Source organism: Paenibacillus sp. ALE3 (assembly GCF_054113405.1).
This window is the reverse complement of record NZ_CM134214.1, coordinates 2,590,808-2,615,035: the sequence shown is the minus strand read 5'-3', so window position 1 is coordinate 2,615,035 and position 24,228 is coordinate 2,590,808. Positions and strand designations below refer to the sequence as shown.

At 38.2% G+C, this 24,228-nt stretch carries 24 protein-coding genes and 1 pseudogene; 22 read left to right on the top strand and 3 right to left on the bottom strand.

Annotated features, from left to right (window positions below; genetic code table 11):
* Positions 1–248 precede the first annotated feature (248 nt).
* From ACXHJ2_RS11475 to ACXHJ2_RS11415, 13 genes and pseudogenes are all read left to right on the top strand, one after another.
* Positions 249–503: a hypothetical protein gene (locus ACXHJ2_RS11475; protein ID WP_238791710.1), complete on the top strand. Its 255-nt coding sequence runs from the start codon at positions 249–251 to the stop codon at positions 501–503.
* A 1-nt stretch (position 504) separates the two neighbouring features.
* On the top strand, positions 505–1,800 hold the full coding sequence (locus ACXHJ2_RS11470; RefSeq protein WP_165083647.1) for a DEAD/DEAH box helicase family protein: 1,296 nt from the start codon (positions 505–507) through the stop codon (positions 1,798–1,800).
* 530 nt (positions 1,801–2,330) lie between these two features.
* Positions 2,331–2,663, top strand: a complete 333-nt coding sequence (locus tag ACXHJ2_RS11465) for a hypothetical protein (RefSeq protein ID WP_165083645.1) — start codon at positions 2,331–2,333, stop codon at positions 2,661–2,663.
* A gap of 49 nt (positions 2,664–2,712) precedes the next feature.
* Positions 2,713–3,285, top strand: coding sequence for a hypothetical protein (locus tag ACXHJ2_RS11460; RefSeq protein WP_165083644.1), 573 nt, complete (start codon positions 2,713–2,715; stop codon positions 3,283–3,285).
* A 168-nt stretch (positions 3,286–3,453) separates the two neighbouring features.
* Positions 3,454–4,611: a helix-turn-helix domain-containing protein gene (locus ACXHJ2_RS11455; protein ID WP_165083642.1), complete on the top strand. Its 1,158-nt coding sequence runs from the start codon at positions 3,454–3,456 to the stop codon at positions 4,609–4,611.
* Positions 4,612–4,614: 3 nt separating this feature from the next.
* Positions 4,615–5,139, top strand: coding sequence for a hypothetical protein (locus ACXHJ2_RS11450; RefSeq protein WP_165083640.1), 525 nt, complete (start codon positions 4,615–4,617; stop codon positions 5,137–5,139).
* Between the two features lie 518 nt (positions 5,140–5,657).
* Positions 5,658–7,115, top strand: coding sequence for a metallophosphoesterase family protein (locus ACXHJ2_RS11445; protein ID WP_165083638.1), 1,458 nt, complete (start codon positions 5,658–5,660; stop codon positions 7,113–7,115).
* A gap of 86 nt (positions 7,116–7,201) precedes the next feature.
* Positions 7,202–7,447, top strand: coding sequence for an ABC-three component system middle component 6 (locus tag ACXHJ2_RS11440; RefSeq protein ID WP_165083636.1), 246 nt, complete (start codon positions 7,202–7,204; stop codon positions 7,445–7,447).
* On the top strand, positions 7,444–9,189 hold the full coding sequence (locus ACXHJ2_RS11435) for a DUF2326 domain-containing protein (RefSeq protein WP_165083634.1): 1,746 nt from the start codon (positions 7,444–7,446) through the stop codon (positions 9,187–9,189). The genes ACXHJ2_RS11440 and ACXHJ2_RS11435 overlap by 4 nt, the downstream gene beginning before the upstream one ends.
* 198 nt (positions 9,190–9,387) lie before the next feature.
* Positions 9,388–9,603: pseudogene (locus ACXHJ2_RS11430) on the top strand (YebC/PmpR family DNA-binding transcriptional regulator); the annotation flags it as partial.
* Between the two features lie 170 nt (positions 9,604–9,773).
* Positions 9,774–10,358 (top strand): TetR/AcrR family transcriptional regulator, encoded by a 585-nt coding sequence (locus ACXHJ2_RS11425; RefSeq protein ID WP_013371033.1) that lies wholly within the window; start codon positions 9,774–9,776, stop codon positions 10,356–10,358.
* Between the two features lie 164 nt (positions 10,359–10,522).
* Complete coding sequence (locus ACXHJ2_RS11420; RefSeq protein ID WP_013371034.1) at positions 10,523–10,951, top strand: nuclear transport factor 2 family protein; 429 nt, start codon at positions 10,523–10,525, stop codon at positions 10,949–10,951.
* A 72-nt stretch (positions 10,952–11,023) separates the two neighbouring features.
* Positions 11,024–11,884, top strand: coding sequence for an NmrA family NAD(P)-binding protein (locus ACXHJ2_RS11415; protein ID WP_013371035.1), 861 nt, complete (start codon positions 11,024–11,026; stop codon positions 11,882–11,884).
* Between the two features lie 13 nt (positions 11,885–11,897).
* Here the strand turns inward: ACXHJ2_RS11415 and ACXHJ2_RS11410 are convergent, their stop codons facing one another.
* From ACXHJ2_RS11410 to ACXHJ2_RS11400, 3 genes are all read right to left on the bottom strand, one after another.
* Positions 11,898–13,088, bottom strand: a complete 1,191-nt coding sequence (locus ACXHJ2_RS11410; RefSeq protein ID WP_040101399.1) for an oxalate decarboxylase family bicupin — start codon at positions 13,086–13,088, stop codon at positions 11,898–11,900.
* A gap of 89 nt (positions 13,089–13,177) precedes the next feature.
* A complete protein-coding gene (ybaK, locus tag ACXHJ2_RS11405; RefSeq protein ID WP_025677847.1) occupies positions 13,178–13,657 on the bottom strand; it encodes a Cys-tRNA(Pro) deacylase in 480 nt (159 codons plus the stop codon).
* A 16-nt stretch (positions 13,658–13,673) separates the two neighbouring features.
* Positions 13,674–14,009, bottom strand: a complete 336-nt coding sequence (locus ACXHJ2_RS11400) for a ribosomal protein L7/L12 (protein WP_165083632.1) — start codon at positions 14,007–14,009, stop codon at positions 13,674–13,676.
* A 320-nt stretch (positions 14,010–14,329) separates the two neighbouring features.
* Between ACXHJ2_RS11400 and ACXHJ2_RS11395 the strand changes: the two genes are divergently transcribed.
* The 9 genes from ACXHJ2_RS11395 (at position 14,330) to ACXHJ2_RS11355 (ending at position 24,061) form a co-directional block, all read left to right on the top strand.
* Positions 14,330–15,238, top strand: coding sequence for an ROK family protein (locus ACXHJ2_RS11395; RefSeq protein WP_080771851.1), 909 nt, complete (start codon positions 14,330–14,332; stop codon positions 15,236–15,238).
* A 258-nt stretch (positions 15,239–15,496) separates the two neighbouring features.
* Entirely contained in the window at positions 15,497–16,912 is a 1,416-nt protein-coding gene (locus ACXHJ2_RS11390; RefSeq protein WP_165083630.1) for a glycoside hydrolase family 1 protein, read from the top strand.
* A 168-nt stretch (positions 16,913–17,080) separates the two neighbouring features.
* Entirely contained in the window at positions 17,081–17,209 is a 129-nt protein-coding gene (locus ACXHJ2_RS11385) for a hypothetical protein (RefSeq protein ID WP_013371041.1), read from the top strand.
* Between the two features lie 166 nt (positions 17,210–17,375).
* Entirely contained in the window at positions 17,376–17,927 is a 552-nt protein-coding gene (gene yfcE / locus ACXHJ2_RS11380; RefSeq protein ID WP_165083628.1) for a phosphodiesterase, read from the top strand.
* A gap of 118 nt (positions 17,928–18,045) precedes the next feature.
* Positions 18,046–19,077, top strand: a complete 1,032-nt coding sequence (locus tag ACXHJ2_RS11375) for an agmatine deiminase family protein (RefSeq protein WP_165083626.1) — start codon at positions 18,046–18,048, stop codon at positions 19,075–19,077.
* Between the two features lie 28 nt (positions 19,078–19,105).
* The gene (aguB, locus tag ACXHJ2_RS11370; protein ID WP_165083624.1) at positions 19,106–19,981 is read left to right on the top strand and encodes an N-carbamoylputrescine amidase; all 876 of its coding nucleotides are present in this window, start codon (positions 19,106–19,108) and stop codon (positions 19,979–19,981) included.
* 138 nt (positions 19,982–20,119) lie between these two features.
* Positions 20,120–20,650, top strand: coding sequence for a hypothetical protein (locus ACXHJ2_RS11365; RefSeq protein WP_165083622.1), 531 nt, complete (start codon positions 20,120–20,122; stop codon positions 20,648–20,650).
* A 285-nt stretch (positions 20,651–20,935) separates the two neighbouring features.
* The gene (locus ACXHJ2_RS11360) at positions 20,936–22,957 is read left to right on the top strand and encodes an NAD(P)/FAD-dependent oxidoreductase (protein ID WP_165083620.1); all 2,022 of its coding nucleotides are present in this window, start codon (positions 20,936–20,938) and stop codon (positions 22,955–22,957) included.
* A gap of 186 nt (positions 22,958–23,143) precedes the next feature.
* The gene (locus ACXHJ2_RS11355) at positions 23,144–24,061 is read left to right on the top strand and encodes an aminoglycoside phosphotransferase family protein (protein ID WP_165083616.1); all 918 of its coding nucleotides are present in this window, start codon (positions 23,144–23,146) and stop codon (positions 24,059–24,061) included.
* The last annotated feature ends 167 nt before the right edge of the window (positions 24,062–24,228 follow it).

Below are 24,228 nucleotides of genomic sequence, written 5' to 3'. Positions count from 1 at the left end.
GCTGAACTATCGTGTTTTAAAGGTTTTAAAGGTTCAAAAGCTTTAAAAGTATTTCAAACAGTTTTAAAGAAATCATATCATGTACATTTAAAAGGTTTAAAAGATTTTTAAACTCTTTTAAACCTTTTAAAATCTTTGTATTAATAAGATAGATAATAATTGAGGTTTGTCTCTTTAACGAGAACTTACCGAAAAAATGGTATAGCCAGTCAAATGAAACTATATAAGCGAAAACCCTCCAAGAAATTTTGGAGGGTTTTTATTTTGCTAGTCATATCACAGGTTCACAAATCAATGAAAAAGAGATGATTAATATGAATGACAAGGAATTACAAGAAGCAACGTTTATGTTGCAGCAGATATTTGGAACACTAACGACTTTTATTACTCATAGTTTAGGAGTTTCAAGGAAGCAACTGTCCAAATGGCATTACAATCAGTCATTTGTGATTTCAAATGAGCTTAATACAAAGCTAAAACAATTCGTTAAAGGAGAAATGTAGAATGACAACAGTAAATGTAATTGATGCCCCTTGCGGCTATGGAAAGACTTCGTGGGCTATTCAGTATATGAACTCTGTTCCAGTAGATGAGTATAAGTTTATTTATGTAACACCATTTCTTAATGAGGTTTCCAGAGTTAAAGAAAAAGTAACAAATAGAGTTTTTCATGAACCACATGATGAACTTGGCAATACCAAACTGGATGATTTACACAGATTGCTTAACGAAGGAAAGGATATTTGTACTACACACAATCTATTTATGAGAGCAGATGATCGAACGAGAAAGCTGCTTAAACAGAATAAGTATATTCTTATACTAGACGAGGTATTGAATGTTATTAAGCAAGTGGAATTAAAGAAAAATGACTTGGAGATATTAAAGAACGCTGGAGCAATTAGTATTGAGAAGAGGAATAATGGCTTAGAATACATTCAGTGGAATGAGGATATAGACCATGAAAGTAGATTTAATGATATAAAGAGGATGGCTCTCTCCGATTCTTTACTACATTATCAAAATTCAGCCTTAATATGGTCTTTTCCTGTAGAGATTTTTAATTTATTCCAAGATGTTTATATACTAACCTATCTCTTCAAAGGTCAACTTCAAAGATACTATTTTGATTTATACCAAATACAGTATAAATACCTATCAGTCGTATTAACGAATGAAATTTACGAGCTTGTACCATACGAAAAAAGAGAGAATCTAAATAAGAACTTGCTAGCTGAGAAAATAACAATATATGAAGGCGCGTTAAATGATATTGGAAATAAAAGTAATGCCTTATCGTATAGTTGGTTTGGAAATGCTAAAAATAAAAAAGACTTTGTAAGATTGCAGAATAATGCATATAACTATTTGACGAATAAACAAAGGGCAAATAACACTAATGCACTTTGGACAACATATAAAGGCGGTAGTAAGGAAAAGTTTAAGAAGCTTGTTGCTCCAAGGTCATACGCAGATTCTTATATATCAATTACATCCAGAGCGACAAATGATCATATAGAAAAATATAATTTAGTATATTTAGCGAATAGATTTATGAGACCAATAGAAACAGGATTTTTCAGACAGAATGGCATTGCAGTAGATAGTGATGCCTGGGCATTGTCTGAACTAATACAATGGATTTGGAGAAGTCGCATTCGTGAAGGAAAACCAATAAATATCTATATCCCTAGTAGTCGAATGCGGGGATTATTAGAAAGATATTTAACTAGTGAGGATTTTGAAGAAGCTCCATTGAATGCGATCATTGACCAGTCACCTGATGATTGGCACTTGTAACTTTAGGCAACAACACTGCCTAAGCACACCCCAAAAACCTAGTAAAATCAAAGGTTTTTTATCAAAATCCTTAAAGAGAAAGTTGGAAAGCAAAAGAGTAAATGTGTTCATGCGTTGTAAGCTAGACGATTTGAAAAGCGCAGCGTTCAAATCGTGACAAGGACAAAAGCGAAGCTTTGTCCGCGTCAGGTTCTTAATTACTAGGTATAGAAGGGTACTTTCTTTGGCTTTAATAAATATAGTTACTGATTAATAGTTGTTTCGTTCTGGTTAATGTGATATTCTTACCCCATAATATTGATTTTCAAGAAAGAGTTGTGTATCTATGAACATCTTAATAAATCAAATTTCCGAGATAATACCATACGGTTTTAAAAAGCGGAGTTGGCTAATAAGCCAACTCCGCTTTTTATTTCGATAAATTGGTTCAGTACTTTCTTTGGCATTCGCCGAAAGGAGGGGAGTTAAATGTAGTCTTAAATATGCATCACCATACAGAAACTAAAATAAACCATTCTGGAGGGATTTCAATGTCTGAGAAGCAATCTTCAAATACTATTCACAGCGATATTATTGAATCAATGATTGGAATAGAAGTGAAAGTGAAGATTAAGGGCATATTACCGCTGGTAAAAGGTTGGAGTCGTGAATACAAGGAGTTTGTGATAGCTGTTGAAGCTAACCAAGATCGGAGCGACTTCGAAGTATATTTTCTCTTGAAATATAAAGGTAAGAAGAGAGCGGTTGGTTATTCCAGATTACTTTCGCAAGTACAGATCGCTACAGTTGAATGTGGAGAAATGATTGATATTCATCATTCGGAAGTTCAAAAATTGTTAGAGTATCTTAGATTTAAATTATAAATTGAATCGTGATTTTATTGAGACTATTTAAAAAAAGGAGCGAGAAAAAATGAGTGAAGATAAACGGAAAATGAGCGAAGGCATTCTTGTCAGTTTCGAAGAGGGAATCATGAGTTCAGTGGAAGATAGAAAGAATTATCAGATGAGACTGGATGATTTTATAGCCAGACAAGGTGCATTGTTAGGGAAAGCATCAGAGGTTCCGTTTTGTTGGAAGTGTAATGGCACTGAGGTATTGTATCAAAAGCTGGAGTTACCTTTAATCGCTAAAAACAACCGATTTAAAAGTGTTAAGTTAATCGCGGCTGCTTGTGCAGAATGTGGTGAAGAATATATTAACGAAAAAGAGGTTAGAAGCATAGAAGAAGCCAGAAAGTTAATTAATGCATACTCTAGTGGAGAAAATAATGTTGTTGAACTTAGTGTTAGTCACTGTGACGTTTGTGGAGGTAACAGTGTTAAGAATACTGAATTGGAAGTATTCCTAATTTCAAAGGATTCCAAAGTCATTTCTATTACTATACAAGAGGACTGTTGTATGGAGTGCAGTGCAGTTTATTTTGCTTATGAAGGAGATCAACAAGCACTGGAACATCTTAAATATTTGTATATGACACGATAACATAACAGTTTTAGAAAAGCCCACTTGAAGATTCCTAGCGAGTGGGCTTTGTTATTCTATTTTTTTGTTTCATACAAGAGATAAAATGATATGATAGGATGGATATAACAACAAGTTATACTATCTATATTAGTATTAATATATAAATGACGATTGGAGAGGTTGGGATTGAATTTTGATTACGAGCTATTAGGGAGAAAACTAAAAGAAGCTAGACAAAATCAAGAATACACTATTGATGAAGTTGCAGAATATATCAATAAATCTGAAAATGATTATAAGATGATTGAAAATGGTGAATATGTAACTCTTGAAGGAGATACTGTTGTATTGTTAGCGAAATTATTTAAAATTGACTTTCGTTATTTAGTTACAGGTAATTATCCGTCAGCAGAATCTCAAATCACTAGTTTATTCAGACAAAATAGTGAACTATCAAAAAATGATAGACGGGCTATACAATCGTTTATTAGATTATGTGAAACGAAAAATGATATTGAGGAAATGCTTGGACATTATAAACATGAACCTCCGAGATATTCGTTGGATGACTTTAATGTAAGTAATCATAAACAACAAGGAATTTTAGCAGCGGAGTTTGAAAGGAATAGGCTTAAAATTGTTGGTGATATTTCTAATGTTTACTCATTATTACGACAACAAAAAATTCACATTTTTAGAAGAACCTTAGAAGATAAAAATATCTCGGGAGTGTATATTAAACATCCCTATGCCGGCCATTGTATACTGATAAACTATGTGGATGATATTTTCAGACAAAATTTCTCAGCAGCGCATGAATATTGCCATGTGTTATTTGACTCGGATAGCGAGCAAAGAATAAGTTATGAAAGAGCCAATGATTATATTGAAGTTAGGGCTAATAATTTCTCTAGTAATTTTTTAGTTCCATCATCTGCTTATCATGAATTAATTAATAAAAGAAACGTGTCGTATGAATATATCTCCAATTTTATAATTGCTATTTGTAGGAAATATAAAGTGAATAAACAAGTTGTTATTTATAAACTTTCAGATTTAAAAATAATTACAAGTAAAATGAAAAACGATCTATTATCTGATTTTAGTTTTAAAGTTATCAACAATTATAAGGAAGACCCTGAATTAGTAGATGTTTCTCCGAATCTTGTTAAACCAATTACAGAGTTGATAAAAAATGGCATATCTCTAGAGTATATAAAGTTATGTAAAAACGCTTATGACAATGGTGTGATAACATTTTCGAAATTAGTTAATTCCCTACATACAGATTTTTATAAGGGAAAGCAAATAGTTGATATTATGGATTTCTTAATGGAGGTGTGATGTATGACGACGATTGCGGTTATTGATACATGCGTTATTCAAAATTTCTGCAATATAAACCGATTTGATTTATTTGGAAAGTTAAAATATTTCCTTTTTACAACAATATATGTTGAGTTAGAGATAAGTAACGCTGATACTGCTACTAAGATCAAGTATGAATCTCTTATAAGCAAGGAAGTAATTAAAAAAGTGAACCTTACTATTCAAGATTTAGTACAAATGTCCCAAATACCCGAAAGTAAAAAATATAGTGATGCAGAACTGTCTTGTATTGTTAAAGCAAAACAACTTAATTCTTCTGCTCTTACTGATGATAAAAGAGCCATTAAATTTATCAGAAATTATGTAGATGATGTTCCTATCAAGGGTACAAAAGAGATTTTAGTTGAAGGGTATGTTCAAGACTATTTAAATGATAATGATCTGAAGGAGTTGCAAGACAAATTAAAGGAATATAAATTTCATATAAAAGAAAACCTAGTATTTGAAGCAGCTGCTTTAAAATTGTTAGGTATAGGTAATTAGATATATAGTTTGGTAGGTTGAATCGGATGCAATAATAAATAACATATAAAATTACTAGTTATTATACAAGTTTATGAACGTAAAGCATATGATGTAAGGTATTAAGCCTAAATTCGGATTTCGGGTCATATGAAAGCAGCAACGCTGCTCATAAGACGAAACTTGATATGAACCAAAATAATGGTGATGAATACTTGTATCAGTAAACGTTATACATGTAAACGCATGGGTCTGGTATCCACCTACCAGCTCGTCCTCGATTTAATCGTAACGTTAATAATTTAACAAGTGCAAAATAGGCTATCGTATTTTAGTGCTGCATTGCTTTTTTACAGGAAATGAAATGTGTAACTTTAATTTTATTCCTATCTTTATTTCTAAGATTTGTTGAAAAAAATAGTGTCTTAATTGTAAAAATTTTGGTGAAAAAGCTGAATTGGTGATGTAAAATTGACTGGTAGTACTTAGGGCGATTAATTTGTCTTCAAATACAAATTTAGAAAAGAAGAGTTGATTATATGGAAACGAACTTTATCCAAATTTCAGATATTCATCATCATTTTTCAAACTACGATTCGTTAAAAATGAGAATGATGTTAGTAAGATACCTAAAAGAATTGTCTCAGGGAACTAGGTTTGACTTTGTATTGATAACTGGCGACTTATGTGACAAAGGTGCTGGTTTTAATAATGAGATAATTGATTTTTTAGATTTGATATTATCGAGCTTAAACTTAACAAGAAAAGATATTTTTATTGTTCCTGGTAATCATGATTTGAAGAGAAACGTCCCCAGAAAATATGTAATAGAGGGCATAAAAGCTTCATTATCAAAAGACGAGCTAGATGAAGCTTTAAACACGGAAGATACTAAAGGAATATTACTGGAAAGTTTTAAAGATTTTTTTGAGTTTTATAAAGAGTATACAGGAGAAGAATATCCGCGAGAGTCTCTTCATTTTATTAAAACCAAGGGTAACTGTAATATAATCCACTTGAATACCTGTCTAACAGCGTATACTTCAAAAGAAGAAGGAACTCTTCTGATCGGGCGACAGAAATTGATTGGTTGCCTTTCAGCGTTAAAGAGTGATTCAAGTAAAATTAACATAGCGATTGGTCACCATACAATTGATTGTTTTCATCCAGATGAGGTAACAAGTATTGTCGCAAATTTTGATGACTTTGGGATTGATATGTATTTATCTGGACATGTACATAAACCAAAATATCATGTAGAAGCAAATGTTCATACTCCTTACATCAATTTGGTAAGTGGAGCAACACATTCTGATGATTATGCGGTTGGTGGATTTATATCTGCAAAAGTTGCCTTTGATAGTCATGAAATGGAAGTCGTGTATCATAAGTGGTATAACGCAGAAGAATATTGGACTACAACAAACGATACGGGGAGATTGGCAAGAAGCGGAACTCTTAAACATAAATTAAAGAAATTTGAGGAAAGAGCAAAACAACCCGAGGTTGTTGATCTCACCTCTCTAAAGGATGATATTGAGGATAAAGTAAGGATTGATGAGGACGAATTTAAACAATTCATAATTGATTTTCATCAACACCCTAAGAAGAAGGGGGAAATTACAAGTAATCAGACAAAACAAAAAGAAATCGAAGAAAAGTTTGAGAATATGCGTTGTAGCCCATCATTTGAAAAAATGTTTCTTGATTACGCCCAATATTTCACAGCGATAGAGGAGATATTAAATTCAACTTCATATATTGAAGCAGATAAAAAAGAAATCGTTTCAGAATTAGTGATTGAAACATATTTGGGCATTCACAATAAATATGATTCAGGGGACGTTATTTTCACAACTATGGTGGATGCGATACAAAAACAATACTCGGAAACATTGAGCTATTCACCTGCAAAGACTAGAAGGTACATCCGAATTCTAATTTGTTGGAGTATTTATGACTGTAATATTTTCAATGAAAACAAGGTAGAGGCTTAAAAATGCTGAGCCAAACAAACTTTATTAATTCACTATTCCGTTATGTCAATGTTCAAGAAATTAGCATAGCGGAGGAGGTAATCAAAATGGACTATTTCCTAGTCTCTAAACATCAAATAGTAGAAGAAAATATTTTATTCACTTCCAAAATGTTGTATCAGTTGTTAGATAGTGAATTACATGTTGATGAATTATTTTTAAAGTATGCTAATGAAAGAAATATCATATTAAATCTGAATATAGAGAGAATTTTATATTTATCACTTACTCTGCTTTTTGCAATGGGATTAATAAGTGCTAACCAAAATATGATAATGAGGGCTATACAATGATATTAAACGAGTTAGTTATTTATAGTAGTGACTCTGGAACGATTTTAAAAAAGTATCCCTTCAATCGATTTGGGCTAAATGTCATTCTAGGTGAAAAGAGCATACTCAACGAAGAGACAAATGGGGTTGGGAAATCTACGATGATAGATTGCATCGAATTCTTGCTTGGAAGGACAATAAGTCAATCCTACGAACAAAATTCAGAATTAATAAGTCGTAGCATTTTCTTGATATTAAAGATTGAATCCAATGGAGCAATTATGTATTTGGGGCGTCACCTTAATACTCCTAAAAAAGGATTTATTCTTGTTTCCGAAGAAGTTTCGTTTGAGTTAAGCGAATGGCAAAGTTACTCTCTGAAAGATTACAAAGAAAAAATTGGTGATTTGCTATTCTTGAATCAAAATGAAACTTCTTTTTCGGCATTGCGCGAATATATAGTTAGGAACGAAAAATCTGGATTTAATGATATAACTTTGGCTGGTCGAAAAGCTATTGTTAATTACTCTCTATTGGCATTTTTATTTGGACTACCTCATAGATTTGAATTTGAGATTCAGAATATTAAGGCTTCAATTGATTCTTTAAGACAACAAATTAAGTTGATTGAATCAATAGGTATTCAGGTAGACAAGCTAAGGATTAAAGAAGAAGAGTTGGAAACAGAAGTATCTCAAATAAAAGCTGCCTTGGATTCGTTAGAGATCTCAGATAGGGTTCAGATAAACACCGACAGATATTCAGATCTTAAAACTGAACTACAGTTAACTCAAAGTAAAATATTTGAACTGGAACATGTTATTAAGCAATACCAAAAAAATATAAAAAATTTAACAGAGAAAACAAGAGACATTAAACAATTGAAGGACATAGAACCTTTTTTTGAACAGCTTGTTGGGTATTTTCCATTTAAAGTAAAGCGGAATTATGAAGAAATTGAAACATTTTATGATTTTATGGTTGACAATCGAGGTAAGTATTTTAATGATAAGATAAGTATCATGCAATCAGAAATAGCTGAGTTAAAAGAAAACAGACAGAAAATAGAAGGCGATTTGAGAAATGTAAGTCAACTTCTTAAAAATAAGAAATTTGTTGAGGATGTTGCTTCGGTAATAAAAGAACTAGAAGATAAACAACTGGAGTTAGCACAAATAAAGGTTAGATTAGCAGAATACGATAACAAAAATGGAATAAATGACAAAATTAACAAACTTGAAGCTGAAAAATTGAGACTGACATCAATAAAGAATGATGAGTTTTATACGTATAAAGAGCATGTTGAATATTTACAAAAAATATTTAATTCGATGTGCTTGGAGACGTATAATCAAGTAGGAGTTCTGAATTTTGAGTTTGAGAACTCCTCAAAAAGTACTGCTTCGACCGGAAGAATTAAGATTAGATGCACTATTCCAGATGAGAAATCTCATGGAAGACTATACATGAAAATTAATATGTTTGATTTGACTTGGTTGTTATATAGAATTGAAAAACATTTACCAATTAATTTTTTATTCCATGACGGCTCTTATTCAAAGCCAGATGTGGCAGTCAAACCAAAGCTATTGAGCTATATTGACTCTCGATTAAAGACTAGTGAACGAGGACAATACTTCGTTACTATTAATATTGATGAATTAGAGGCAAGTGACATTGAGATTCTGGAAGATAATAAATGTGTTATTGCAAAGCTAAATAGAAGCAAAGATGAGAATAGATTTTTTGGTTTTAAATTTTAAGCGCACCAACTCCCTAAAAGATATCAAAATAAGATGGACTTAATCGTCCCTCCATGTTTTGAAGAGGTTATTGTTTATAAACTAAATTGAGTCTATTGAAGATAGATATGCATATGAACTATTATGGTAAAAGCACGCATAATTTGATATGATAAACGTATACAATTTCATACAAAAAGTGAGAGCAACAAACCATAAATCGTATACGCGGAGCCAGACCAATTCCATGCCGTACAGGAAGCTTTCAAAGCTGCTGGTGTTACCGAGTTCACTGTAGCCGAGCTGACCATGCTGGCACAAAACCATATTGAACTTCCCGAGGATGCACAGGCACAATTCGAAAAACTGATTGATGCCCTCGAAGACCTTGAAGATGTTCAGCAGGTGTACCACAACGTAGACTCTGAGGAATAATCGGATTGCATCATTTACATCTGAGCGTTTGGATAAAATAAACATCCCTAAACCATCGTATTTCGGTACGATGGTTTTTTTGTGAATAAAATGATATAAAATCAATTTCATTTTCTTGACTGATCAGTCTGAAAAAATTATAATCATAGTCAAGGAGGTGAACATGAGGTTTGGGAAGAGCTAAAGAATTTGATACTGAAAGTGTTCTGCGAAAAGCTATGGCTGTATTTGGAGAGCATGGCTATGAGGGAACTTCTCTGACTATTTTACTGGATCAGCTGGGTATAGCGCGGCAGAGTCTTTATGATACCTACGGAACGAAATATGATTTATTTTTTTCGGCTATTCAGCTTTATATACGTGACAAAACTGAAGCCGTAGTTCATCTGCTCAGTCAACCTGGGAGCATTAAGGATGCAATAGCGACGATTTTTAATGAATCTGTTAGAGTGTTGACGGATAAGAGACTGTCCAAGGAATGCTTTATTATGAACAGTGCTATTGAACAGGCTCCGCATCATCATGAGATCAAAGCTTTTATTTCTGAAAATACTGAAAAGCTTGAACTTGCCTTTTACAACGCCCTAGTCCGCGCCCAAAAAGAGGGGGAGATTCATGCTACGGAATCTGAGCTATTGTCAATCGCCAGATTTCTAAATCATGCCCGACTATCGTTGACATTTACCGCCAAGACAGGCGCCAGCACTGAGGTGCTTAGAGATATTGTACGTACGACGCTGTCGGTTTTGGATTGATCTTTATGAACGCTTAATAGCGTTTATTTTTTGAACATTCCAGACCGATTAGTCAAATTTTTTTGAGTATTATAGACTATTCAGTCTAGAATTATTATGTTTATTTTCGCGTCTTAAATTCACTTTTTAAACAGAAATTAAAATAAATATGCGAGGTGTCTACCATGAATATCAATCCGAATACTGACGATGCAAAACAGCAAGCACAAGCAGTCATGCATAAATTTACGAGCAACCTGTTAGAAGAAAATATGGAGCAATGGATTTCATTATTTGATGATAACGCTGTTTTCGAGTTCCCTTATGCACCTAAACATTTTGTACAAGTGCTTCAGGGTAAAGCAGCAATTTACGAGTATATTAAGGAGTTTCCTAGTATACTTCGGATTCAGCATTTCTCTTCACCAACTATCCATACGACAACGGACCCGAGTTTATTCGTGGCCGAATTCGCCTCTGAGGCGCAGGCTGTGAGCACAGGTAAACCGTATAATCAAACCTACATTTCTGTTATTAAGCTGAAGAACGGAAAAATTAGTCACTACAAAGATTATTGGAACCCTTTGGTAGCTCTAGAAGCTCTAGAATCGTGAATGAAAAAGTCAATTCTCATAGGGATATAGAGATCTAGGCGAAAATAAAAATTAAAATAGGAGTTGAATTTCATGAAAGACAGAAATATAGCGTTGATTACAGGAGCAAACGGCAAAACAGGCAGCCGTGTAGCTGCCAGACTTATGCAACTTCAGTATCCGGTACGTTTGGCAGGGCGTACTAAACCTGGCAATTCGGAAGGGGCTGATTATGTATTTTTTGATTGGTATGATGAATCAACACATGCACAGGCGCTGATGAATGTAGGTAAAATTTATTTGGTAGTACCTGTGCTGGACGTCAATCCCGCCAAAGTGATGATTCCTTTTATTGAAAAAGCCTTGAGTGCCGGAGTGCAAAGATTTGTGCTGTTAGGGAGCGCATCTGTGCCTGAGGACGGACCAGTATTTGGACCTGTGCATCAAGCACTTCGTAGATTAGCTCCAGAGTGGGCTGTACTGCAGCCATCCTACTTTATGGAGAATTTCACAGAAGGCCAGCATGTGGGCACGATCAAAAACAACAAGGCCATTTATAGTGCAACCCGAAACGGGAGAATAGGCTTCGTAAGTGCAGATGACATTGCAGAAGTGGGAGTGAGGGCTCTTATTGACGATAAACCACACAACACGGCTCATGTCATCACTGGACCTCAATCACTAACATATGACGAAGTGGCTGAACTGATCGGGAAATCAACAGTCCAACCGATCCAGCATATCTCGTTGTCTGATGAAGAGTTGAAAGCGGGCATGGTTCACGCTGGAATGCCTGAGGAATATGCAGATATGCTGGCAGGATTAGATAGAAGGATACGTGAAAATGGAAGTGAAGACCAAGTGACCGATACCGTTAAGCTTGTCACTGGGCGCTGTCCGGTCTCATTTGAGCAGTTTGTTCTGAGCCACGGAAACAGCTGGAAGACATCATGACAAAGTGTTTCCTTTATTTCTTTTTAGGGTCATAAGAGTAACCAGGATACTTGACGACGGGCCATTTGACCTTTCGTAAATTAGAGATCACATCAGCGCCAACGTGTAAATTACTTTGAATCAGTTCTTTAGGCGTAAGAGCCATCCATTGATTTAAGGACACATCTGCAAAACGGTCACTTTTAAACATCTCAAGAAACCATAGTGTGCTAGAACCTGTATTTTGAATGTAATGACCGTAAGCAAAGGGCACATATCCAACATCCCCGGCTCTGAAATCAAATGTACGAGCTGCACCATTACCGCCAAAGACAGTCATCCGTCCTTGCCCGGCAAGATAGTATTGCCATTCGTCATTATTGGGGTGCCAATGCATTTCTCGCATGGCTCCAGGCTCAATCTCAACAAGGGCAGCTGCAATGGTTTTGGAAATCGGAAAATTGGAGGAGTCAACGATCCGTACGCTTCCGCCTGGTGTTTTGATCGGGGGCTGAGCTAGTAACTCATGCTTAAAGGATTGGGGCAACGTCCCGTAGGGAGAAGGAACCGCTTGACTTTGAATTGAACCGGGAACGGAGTCCTGATAGATGTACACTTGGTCTTGAGGAATCTCTGCAAAATCGGCTTCTGGAATCCCGAAATTTGCAGAGAGCACCTCTTTAGGTGTGTGTGCGAACCAATCCGAGATGGATAAGGTGTTCAGATCGGAGAAACTGCCATCGTCGAAAACCAGCAAAAATTCACAGCCTTCTTCAAGGCCCTGTATAGAATGCGGGATGCCAGGTGGAAAGTACCAGAGATCGCCAGGGCCTACATCAGCAATAAAATTACGTCCATCTTGGTCAACTGCCGTAATGCGAGCACTACCTAACAGCATATAAGACCATTCTGCCTGCTGATGCCAGTGAAGTTCGCGGACACCGCCCGGTGTCAAACTCATATTCACGCCGGCAAGAGTTGTGGCAATGGGTAATTCCCTTACTGTAACTTCTCTTGACCATCCACCATGATTAAGCTGCATATGGGCGTCTGAAAAAGAAAACCTCATATTCGGTATGAGACCATTGTCCGTTACGGGAGGAACCAGCATATCTGGATTTTGTAAATCCCTCATCACATCACGTGGACCCTTGTCAATCCCCCCTGCGCCATCACTTCTTATGGGCTGGGGGATTCCGACTTTTTTCGAGCAATCATTATGCATTATTTGATCTTCCTCTCCAAGTTGAAGCATGATGAAGCATAGGATTAAGAGAAAATACGCATAAAGATTTTATGAGGACGTGATGAGTTTTATGCCGTGTGCGTTAGATCTGTAAACTGTGCTTGAATGATTTGGGCTAAATCATGCGGACTCAGCTCCACTTGGGTTCCAATTTTCCCAGCGCTTACGACGATCGTTTCCAGCTCAACTGCAGGCTGGTCGATATAAGTGGGATAGATCTTTTTCATCCCTATGGGAGAGCAGCCGCCGCGAATATATCCCGTATGCTTTTGCAGATCCTTAACTGGAAGCATTTCAATTTTCTTCTCTCCCGCAGATTTAGCAGCCTTTTTGAGATCGAGCTCTTTATGTACAGGAATGACAAAAACAAACAGATTTTGTTTGCTATGTGCAACCAAGGTTTTGAAAACTGATTCCGGTGCTCTTTGAATCTTTTCGGCTACGTTCATACCGTCAATTTTTCCATCTTGATGGTCATAACTCAAAATATTGTAGTGGATGTGTTGCCCGTCCAATATACGCATAGCGTTTGTTTTACTGATACTCATTTTAATTCTTCCTTTCTTAGCGTTTTTCCAAGTGATCTACATAATCTTTTGCATCCTTAAGAGAAAGATTTCTAGCGGTTCTTAACTCTTTTATGGCTTTAATCTTATTTCCTTCCCTGATCAGTAGAAGTAGCCTTTCATTGATTTCTTCGGAAGCATCTGAGCCTGGGAAATGTGGAACAGGAGGAGCGATTGTATTTGACATCGAGGTTCCCGTTAGTCCTGAACGATTCTCAAGACGCTCAATATCGGATTTCAGGTCATTAAGCCTAGACTGAAGGCGATAGACCTTGAACAAAAGTATGACGGAGAGGATCAATGCAATAATTGCTACAAATTCGCTAGTTGACAATAGAATCTCCCTTTTCTTGTTAGTTTTATCACTAAATTTTTGTCTCTTAAACATAGTATATCATGATGATTGACTAATCGAATTGAGAATCATATTCTTTGCGTATGGGGAGGGCAAATTGACTTATTACAGACCGAGCGTTATATTACAGCTTATTATTAAGCTTTTTATAATTACTTCAAAAGGGGTGTATTCAAATACAACCAGTTTCCAATAATACGATTCGGGTCAAACACATTAATGTAGAGCTAGTTAAAAACACACTGAAATCCAAGGAATATGCAACCAAGTCGTCTATAGCCAGTATTACAGGACTTAGTGTGGCAACCTGCGGAAATATTCTAAATGAGCTTCTTCAAACCGGAGAAGTATTAGAGTTGGAATTGGAAGAATCGAACGGTGGGCGTCCGGCTAGACGTTACAAATATAACGCTGATTATTCCTATATTATTTGTTTAACTGTGAAAACGGAAGGCGGAGTAGATTCTCTTACTTATGCTGTTGCCAATATGCTTGGCGATATTATTGCAGAGAACACATCCGTTGTGCCTCATATTGATTATGAAGTAATAGATCACCAAATTGAAGAGCTGATTAACAACTACGAAAACGTTAAAGCGATTGGTATTGGCATCCCGGGGGTTGTTCATCAAGGGGTTATTGATGTCTGCGATCTTGATCTGCTGATAGGAGTCCCTGTAGGACCACGCCTTCAAGATAAATACGGGGTAGAAGTCACCATTGAAAATGATATGCATCTGACCGTCTATGGATTTTATAACATGCAAAATTATGATGAGGACAAAACCTTCGCTATTGTTACGTTTCCCAAGGATAATTTTCCGGGAGCGGGTTTTATTGTCGATGGACATTTGTTAAAAGGAAATACCAAATTTGCCGGGGAAGTTTCCTTTTTACCCTTTGGCATAACGAGAGAGGAACAGCTTAAACAGTTAAATAGCACACAGGAATTTGTTTTTTTGGCGATCAAAACGATAACATCCATTATTGCGATTATAGACCCTGTATCGATCGCTTTGACAGGAGAGTTATCTAAGCCAGCACTGTTGGATGATATTTATAACGGCTGTCTTAAAGATGTACCCAAAGAACATATGCCTGAGATTTTTGTAAAAAACGATACGCACGATGAATACATGTATGGGTTGATTTCAGTTACCCTTGAAAGCTTGACCTACAATTTACAATTGGTGGAAAAAAGAAAATAGAGGCCTTCCACTTTGAAGAATAGCTCACCCAGTTACAATTGGTAATTAACGGATAGATGGGGGGGACGTTGTTATAAATAGGGAAGTATGTATTGGAGATAATACGATTATAGACTCTGCAAGTTTTTAAAATAATACTTGACATGAAACGCGTTACAAACCTTAAGATACAATTAGAAGTACTTTATAAACATTAGCGTAGAGGTAACGTGTTTATGTCCTAGTTAATGAAAAAACATCAGCAAAGGCGGAGAAAATATGAGTACACAGTTTCCAAAAGATTTCCTGTGGGGCGGAGCAGTTGCTGCTAATCAGCTCGAAGGCGCTTATCAAGAAGACGGAAAAGGCTGGTCCATTCAGGATGTAACTCCTCGTGGTGGTTGGGGGCCGGTTACGGATGTACCAACAGAAGATAATATGAAGTTGATCGGTATTGATTTTTACCATCATTATAAAGAAGATATCAAACTTTTTGCGGAAATGGGCTTTAAAGTGTTCCGTACTTCCATTGCTTGGTCACGTATTTTCCCTAATGGTGACGAACTTGAGCCTAATGAAAAAGGCTTGCAATTTTATGATGATTTGTTTGATGAACTTCATAAATATGGTATTGAGCCACTCGTTACATTATCTCACTATGAAACACCTTTACATTTGTCCAGAGAATACGATGGTTGGGTAAACCGTAAGCTTGTTGATTTCTATGAGCGCTATGCAACAACTGTATTTAATCGCTACAAAGATAAAGTAAAATACTGGTTGACGTTCAATGAAATCAACTCCATTCTTGAAGCACCATTCATGAGTGGCGGGATTAGCACACCAAAAGATCAACTTAGTGAACAAGACCTTTATCAAGCTATTCACCATGAGCTGGTAGCGAGTGCAAGAGCAGTAAAAATCGGTCATCAGATTAATCCTGATTTCAAAATTGGTTGTATGGTACTGAGTATGCCTACTTATCCGCTGACACCTAATCCAGACGATGTGATTGCAGCAATGGAATTTGATCACAGAAACATGGCATTTGCCGATATTCATGCAAGAGGTCAGTATCCAGGTTACATGAGACGTTTCTTCAAAGAAAACGGAATCTCTATTCATTATGAGCCAGGTGATGCTGAAGATCTGAAGCATACGGTTGATTTTATCTCGTTCAGTTATTATATGAGTACTTGTGAGACGGCTGACGAAGCCAAAAAAGTCAAAGGTGAAGGTAACATCCTCGGTGGGGTTAGCAATCCGCATCTCGAGGCAAGTGAGTGGGGCTGGCAAATTGATCCGCAAGGTCTGCGCTATGTGCTGAATACATTTTATGATCGCTTCCAAAAACCACTGTTCATCGTTGAAAATGGTCTGGGTGCTGTGGACGAGCTTATCACCAATGAAAAAGGTGAAAAAACGGTTGAAGATGACTACCGAATCAACTATCTGAATGATCATTTGGTTCAAGTTGGGGAAGCGATTGAAGATGGAGTAGAGGTTCTGGGCTATACATCTTGGGGCTGTATCGATCTTGTCAGCGCGTCGACTGCTCAGCTTAAAAAACGTTATGGCTACATTTACGTAGATCGTCATGATGATGGCAGCGGTACACTTGAAAGATATCCGAAGAAATCGTTCCACTGGTACAAAGAAGTTATTGCTACGAACGGTGAAAGCTTGAAGCGTTAATTTATAAATAAACCAGTAACTAATTTATAAAATAAGTTATAAAAACATAATGATGTTTTTTACGTGGCGACCGCTTCTGCTTTATTATGGGGGAAGCGATCGCCAAATTTTTTCATGAGCGTCATTTATGACAAGTATCTAACTACATAAACGGAGTGCGGACAAGCTATGACAGAAAAAGAAAAATCACAATTAGGACTCAAAGACATTCCTTCTGGCGTGATTGCCGCAGGAAACCCTTGCAAGGTCATCCGTAAAATCACCGAAGATGATAAGCACAAGTATAAAAGGAATTAACCATAAAACTACAGCTTATCTGGAGCTGTAGTTTTACGTCATCACAGAGAACTACCAAACGTAAAGAAACATTTTTGCACTGATTTGTTCAGGGAATAGTGTAATAATGAACGTAAGAGGAACATTTCTAAATTACAATGGTCTATTCAGAAAGGAAGGAAAAACTATGAAATTAATGTTTATATCAGATATTCACGGTTCACTGTACTGGTTGCAATTAGCACTGGAAAAATTTAAGGAGGAGAAAGCTGACCGTATTGTCTTGCTTGGAGATTATATGTACCATGGACCGCGTAATCCGTTACCGGAAGGATATAACCCGGCGGAAGTGGCTGCTATGCTGAACCAATACAAATCCCACATTGCAGTGTCGGTGCGCGGGAATTGCGATGCGGAAGTGGATCAGATGTTGCTAGAGTTTCCAATGATGGGTGACTATGCTTTGCTGTATCATGAAGGACGGCGAATCTATGTCACGCACGGACATGGTTTTAGTATCGGAAATTTGCCACCACTGGAAGCAGGGGATGTGTTCATTCAGGGACACACTCATATTCCGGTAGCAGATGTGGAAAATGGGGTCTTTGTACTGAACCCTGGTTCGATCGCATTGCCAAAAGAAAACTACCCATCCTCTTATGGTGTGCTGGAGGGAGCACAATTTACTGTGAAGGATTTTGATGGCAGTACAGTAAAAACAATCACCTTTTCAAATTGATTTCCCCTAAATTTCCATGTGAATTATTAAAACTTTTCCGCTTCGATTGAGACAAAGATCATATTATTGTATGATAGGAGCGGAGTCTACATTTTGAAAAGAAAGAGAGCTTCAATACATGCAAATTAAGGATTCACATTATAAGATGCCGCCTGAATGGGCGCCACATGAACGTACGTATATTTCCTGGCCTGTACAATCTTCAATGGTTTACCCGGAGATGCATGCCGAGGTATGTAAGGGTTATGCCGAAATTATAAGTGCCATGGCGGAATTTGAACCAGTTACCGTAGTCGTAAATCCAGATGATCTGGAGAGTGTTAAAGCGCTTGAGCTTGGGGAACGGGTAGAACTGCTGCCGATAGAGCATAGCGATGCGTGGTTGCGTGACAACGGTCCAACTTTTCTGACAGACGAACATGGTCAGTTGGCAGGTGTAAACTGGAAGTTTAATGCCTGGGGCGGCAAATATGCTCCATGGGATCTGGATGACCAGGTTGCGCCGCAAATTCTGGACAAACTTGGAGTTCCACGGTTAGATGCACCACTAGTAATGGAAGGCGGTTCACTGCACGTAGACGGCGAAGGCACCCTGATTACAACCGAAGAGTGCTTGCTTAATCCCAATCGCAATCCGGAACTAAGCAGAGAAGAAATAGAACGGTACGTATGTGAATATACAGGTGCCGAGAAAATTATATGGCTAAAACGTGGACTCAGTGGCGACGAAACGGATGGTCATGTGGACAATATTGCTTGCTTTGCTGCTCCTGGCAAGGTCATTATGCAAGTATGTGTTGATCCTGAGGATGAAAATTACGAAATCACGCAGGAAAATCTGCGCATTTTAGAGCAAGCAACGGATGCCAAAGGTCGTAAGCTGGAAGTGATTCAGATCGGCCAACCTCCGCGTGTGGATTATGAAGACAGCCGACTGACACTGAGCTATATTAACTTCTACTTTGTGAATGGCGGCATTATTTTGCCAGTATTTGGCGGAACTGCCGCTGAGAGCGATCTTGCAGCCCAGCAAGTACTAGCAAAAGTATTTCCGAATCGCAAGATCCGTACTGTAGATGGTATGGCAGTTATCCGTGAAGGCGGTAACGTACACTGTACAACCCAGCAGATGCCTGCTGTAAAGCGTTAACGATATAACATTCATAAGGAGGACTAAGGTGAGAAAAGTAAAAGTGGCAGCAACTCAAATGAGCTGTTCTACCAATATTGAAGAAAATATCAGCAAAGCAGAGAAGCTGGTACGTGAAGCGGCAGCCCAAGGCGCGCAAATTATTTTGCTGCAGGAATTGTTCGAAACTCCGTACTTCTGCCAGAAGGAAAAGTCTGATTATTATGTATATGCAACTGAGCTGGAGCACAACAAAGCGGTTAATCATTTCAAGAAGATTGCCAAAGAATTGCAGGTTGTGCTGCCAATCAGCTTTTACGAAAAGAAAAACTATGCTCGTTACAACAGTCTTGCTGTCATTGATGCAGACGGTGAAGTGTTGGGTAAATACCGTAAAAGCCACATTCCGGATGGTCCTGGGTATGAGGAAAAGTTTTATTTTAATCCGGGCGATACTGGGTTTAAAGTGTGGAATACACGTTATGCCAAAATTGGGGTAGGCGTATGCTGGGATCAATGGTATCCCGAGGCGGCCCGCTGTATGGCGCTTATGGGCGCAGAGATTTTGTTCTATCCGACAGCGATTGGTTCTGAGCCACAGGATTCTTCCATTGACTCCAAGGACCACTGGCAGACCTGCATGCTAGGTCATGCAGCTTCCAATCTGATTCCAGTCATTGCTTCCAACCGCATCGGAATGGAAACAGATGAAGAATCCAGTATCAATTTCTACGGCTCATCATTTATCGCCGGACCTCAGGGGAACAAAATCACAGAAGCGAGTCGTACTGATGAAGAAGTGCTTATTGCTGAATTTGATCTGGACGAGCTCGAAGTAGGGCGGATCGAATGGGGCATTTTCCGTGACCGTCGTCCCGAACTATACAAAATGATTGCTACCTATGATGGTGATCTAAAAGTATAATCTGTATACAGATAGGTATATTTCCCTTGCTGTCAAGCCGTGATGTTTCTTTTCTGAACTCACACGGCTTTTCGAGCAAGGGATTTTTGGTTTCTAAATGGAATACACTTGTGATAGATCGGAGGAAGAAGAATAGCAATGAGGCATAAGGGGATAGACCAAACGTTCACACACTTACAAACTTCGGCCGAAGAAGATCAAGAGTGGGGAGACTCGCGTGCAAGAGATATGGCTATTTTGGGCTTGTGGGACGAGTACACGCTATCTGCGCAGCGTTTATGTGAACGAATGGCTACCGTAACCCGTCAAATCAGACCTTCGGAGTACGAGACGTTCCCAACTCAGTTTGAATGGCTGGAACAAAGAGAAACAGACTTGATTATTGATGGAATATGGTCAGCTGATTTACATGGTGATCATTGTCTGTTTGTGAATATTGGGGAGCATCACCCAGAATGGCATACATCGATTGAAGCTTATATTTGCGATACGCAGGTGATTGACGAGGGATTTTTCCTTCAATATTTGAACACCTCTCCTAAAGCTAGGACCTACGCATCTTCATTCAGAAACAATGGATATGCTACAATGTGTGAACTACTGGACAGATATGTCAGGGAAGGAAAATTGGAGCGTAGACCCTTCGGCTTCAAAAGAACGAATGCGTAGGTGAATAACGAATAAAAGTATGATTTTGGTTTGAGTCAAAAGGAACATTTCTCAAAGGATTGTTCCTTTTTTTATGTAGGACTATATTTTATCTATAGAATGAAACTATGATTCAGTACATAAAATAGCATTAGAATTTATAGATTGAATGATATAAAATCAATTCATAAGGAATGATCGTAATCAATAAAACTTCGATATCCTTTAAAGTGAAAAAAATCACATATATGAGTTATTTAATGAAACTTGAAAATGAAATTTGCAAACCTGCAAGGAGGAAGAACAATGAACTACTATCCTGCGATATTTGAACCTCTGACCATACGGCGCATGACCTTGAAGAATCGGATTGTAATGCCCCCAATGGGAACCAACTTTGCTGCCATGGATGGAAGCTTTGTTCAGGATCATATTGACTATTACGTGCAACGGGCTAAAGGGGGTACTGGCCTGATCACAGTAGAAAATGTTTGTCTGGATTTCCCCATGGGTACGAACGGGACAACTCAGCTACGGATGGATAATGATCAGTTTATTCCTGGACTGTTTAGATTAACAGAAGCCCTGCACTCTTATGGGGCATGTGTTTCTGTACAAATTAACCATGCCGGTGCTTCGGCTTATGCGGGACGACTGAACGGAGTTCAGCCCGTATCCGCTTCGAATATTCCTTCTAAAAAGGGTGGAGCGATCCCAAGACCTCTGCAAAAAGAAGAAATTTATGCCATTGTGCGTAAATACGGCGAAGCAGCGGGAAGAGCGCAACGAGCTGGGTTTGACTGTGTTGAAATTCACGCAGGACATTCCTACTTGCTGAGTCAGTTTCTTTCGCCAGTGTATAATAAACGTACGGATGAATTTGGCGGCAGCGCAGAAAACCGTACTCGTTTTGCCAGATTAGTCATTAATGAAATTCGTTCAGTGGTGGGCCCATTTTTCCCCATTTGCTTACGTTTTAGTGCGGAGGAGTTCACAGAAGGTGGGAACACCTTGGAAGATACACTGGAGTTACTGGAGTATCTCAATGATGAGATAGATATTTTGAACGTTTCCGCAGCTCTAAATGATTCCATCCAGTTCCAGATTGACGGGATGAACCTGCCTGATGGTTGGCGCTCATATATGGCCAAAGCGGTAAAAGAAAAATTCGGAAAGGTCACGATGACCTCGGGTAATATACGGAGCCCACAGGCTGCTCAGGATATTTTGGCAAGAGGTGACGCTGATCTTCTGGCAATGGGCAGAGGTTTGATCGCAGAACCGAACTGGGTGCTTAAAGTGCAAAACGGCTACGAGCATTTGCTTAGAAAATGCATCTCCTGCAACATTGGTTGTGCCGATCACCGTATCTCCAAAAGTAAACCAATTTGCTGTTCGGTTAATCCGGATCTGTTCAAGGAAGCTGAATACAGGAAACAACGAGTTAGAAACAGTGTTCAAGTCGTTGTGATCGGTGGGGGCACAGCGGGGATGGAAGCTGCCTGTACAGCGGCTGAGGTAGGCTGCAAAGTAACCCTCTTCGAAGAAAAGCCAGAACTGGGTGGCCTCGCGCGTGATATTGCTCGCTTACCAGACAAAACGCGCATCAATGATTTCCCAGATTATCTGATTCAGCGCACCAAGCAGTTAACCAATCTGAACATTGTCACGGGTACAAGAGCAGATATGTCGATGATTAGTGCTCTGAATCCTGATATTATTGTCAATGCAACAGGGGCCAAGCCACTGCTTCCACCCATTGCAGGTCTACACGATCAACTAGGCAAACCGGGTACAAAAGTATTTTCCATCTTTGACCTGTTGAACAACATGGAGAACTTTCAAGATTTTGAAGGCAAACGTATTGCTGTAGTGGGTGGCGGAGCCGTGGGACTGGATGTTGTAGAATATTATGCGGAACGCGGGGCTCAAAAAGTTTCTATCATTGAGATGATGCCTTTATTGGGCAAGGATCTGGATATGATTACCCGCATTTCAATGATGAAAATGGTGGAGGAAAGGGGAGTAAATGTCCATACAGAGACGGCTTTGATAGAAGTGTGCAGCGACCGCTTCAAAGTAAAGCATGGAGAACAGGAGTTTGAGATTCCTTTTGATCTAGGGTTCGTATGTTTGGGTATGCGTTCATACACTCCACTGATGGATAGCTTGCTTCAATATGGAAAAGAGCATCAGGTAGAAGTTGTAAATATCGGAGACAGCAAACAAGCGCGTCGTATTATTGATGGCACCCGTGAAGGTCGGAATATTCTGAAAACCATTCAACGGGTAGACGAATTTAAAAATGAGTTCTCCTATTCTTACTAAATTGAGGGTATAGGTGATAGGTATTTATGACCAACAACTCACTTTATATTCAGGTTGAAGAGACGTCTGTCTTTTCAGCCTTTTTAATTTGGATTTATGCTGGCAAGAAGATTGATTCCTTTGTCATTTTAAAGGTAAACTATGGAAGGTATAACAAGGCTATTATTAGCGTGGGGGGATGCGAGCGTGAGTCAATTTTTGAGTGAAATTCCAGGTGCCAGCGCATGGAGGAACGTGCAAGAAATTCATAAAGGCTGGTCCAGTGACAGCAAATATTTTATTCAAACCACTGACGGTAGAGATTTGCTGCTGAGAATTTCGAATATCACCCAATATGACAAGAAACAGCGAGAATTTGAATCCGTAAAAAAGCTGGATCATATAGATAATGTTCTAATGTCTCGTCCGCTTGGTTTTGGGTTGTGCAACAACGGACAGTCGGTATACTCTTTATTTACCTGGGTCAACGGGGAGGATGCTGAAGGAATTATACCCACATTAAATGCAGAACAGCAGTATCAACTTGGAGTTCAAGCTGGAAAGGTATTGGCTAAGTTGCATAAGATTTACGCGGAGCAAGATCGCGTCCCATGGGCTGAACATTATAATGCCAAAATCAACAGATATATCAGAAACTATAAGTCATGCGGTATTGCTTTAAAAGGAGCAGATCAAACGATAAGTTTTATTGAGCAAAACCGTCATCTATTAGAAAATCGCCCCCAGACATTTCAGCATGGGGATTATCATGTGGGCAATATGGTGATTACCTCATCTGGTGAACTGGGTATCATTGATTTTAATAGACTGGATTATGGCGATCCCTGGGAGGAATTCAATCGTATCACCTGGTGTGCGGGATTAAGCCCATTATTTGCTTCTGGTCGTATTCACGGTTATTTCAATAACGATGTGCCGGATTTATTTTTTAGGTTAATGGCACTGTATATTGCAAGTAATCAGATTTCATCGATTCACTGGGCCATTCCATTTGGCAAAGAAGAGGTAGACGATATGGTGCAACGAGCTGAAGAGGTTTTGGAGGGGTATGATTACTTTCAAACGGTTATACCAAAATGGTATCTACCTCGTTCACCTGAGTAGTAAAATGTGAAGACCGCCGCTCCTGAGAGTGACGGTCTATTTATAGTGTTTTATGATTGTTTCTTAATCTTATAGGTGAATTCCCAAACGGCCAGTTTGAAATATTGAGGAGAATCTCCTCTATTCTATTTATCGATTGCAGACAAAAGAATTATTAATGGTTGGTA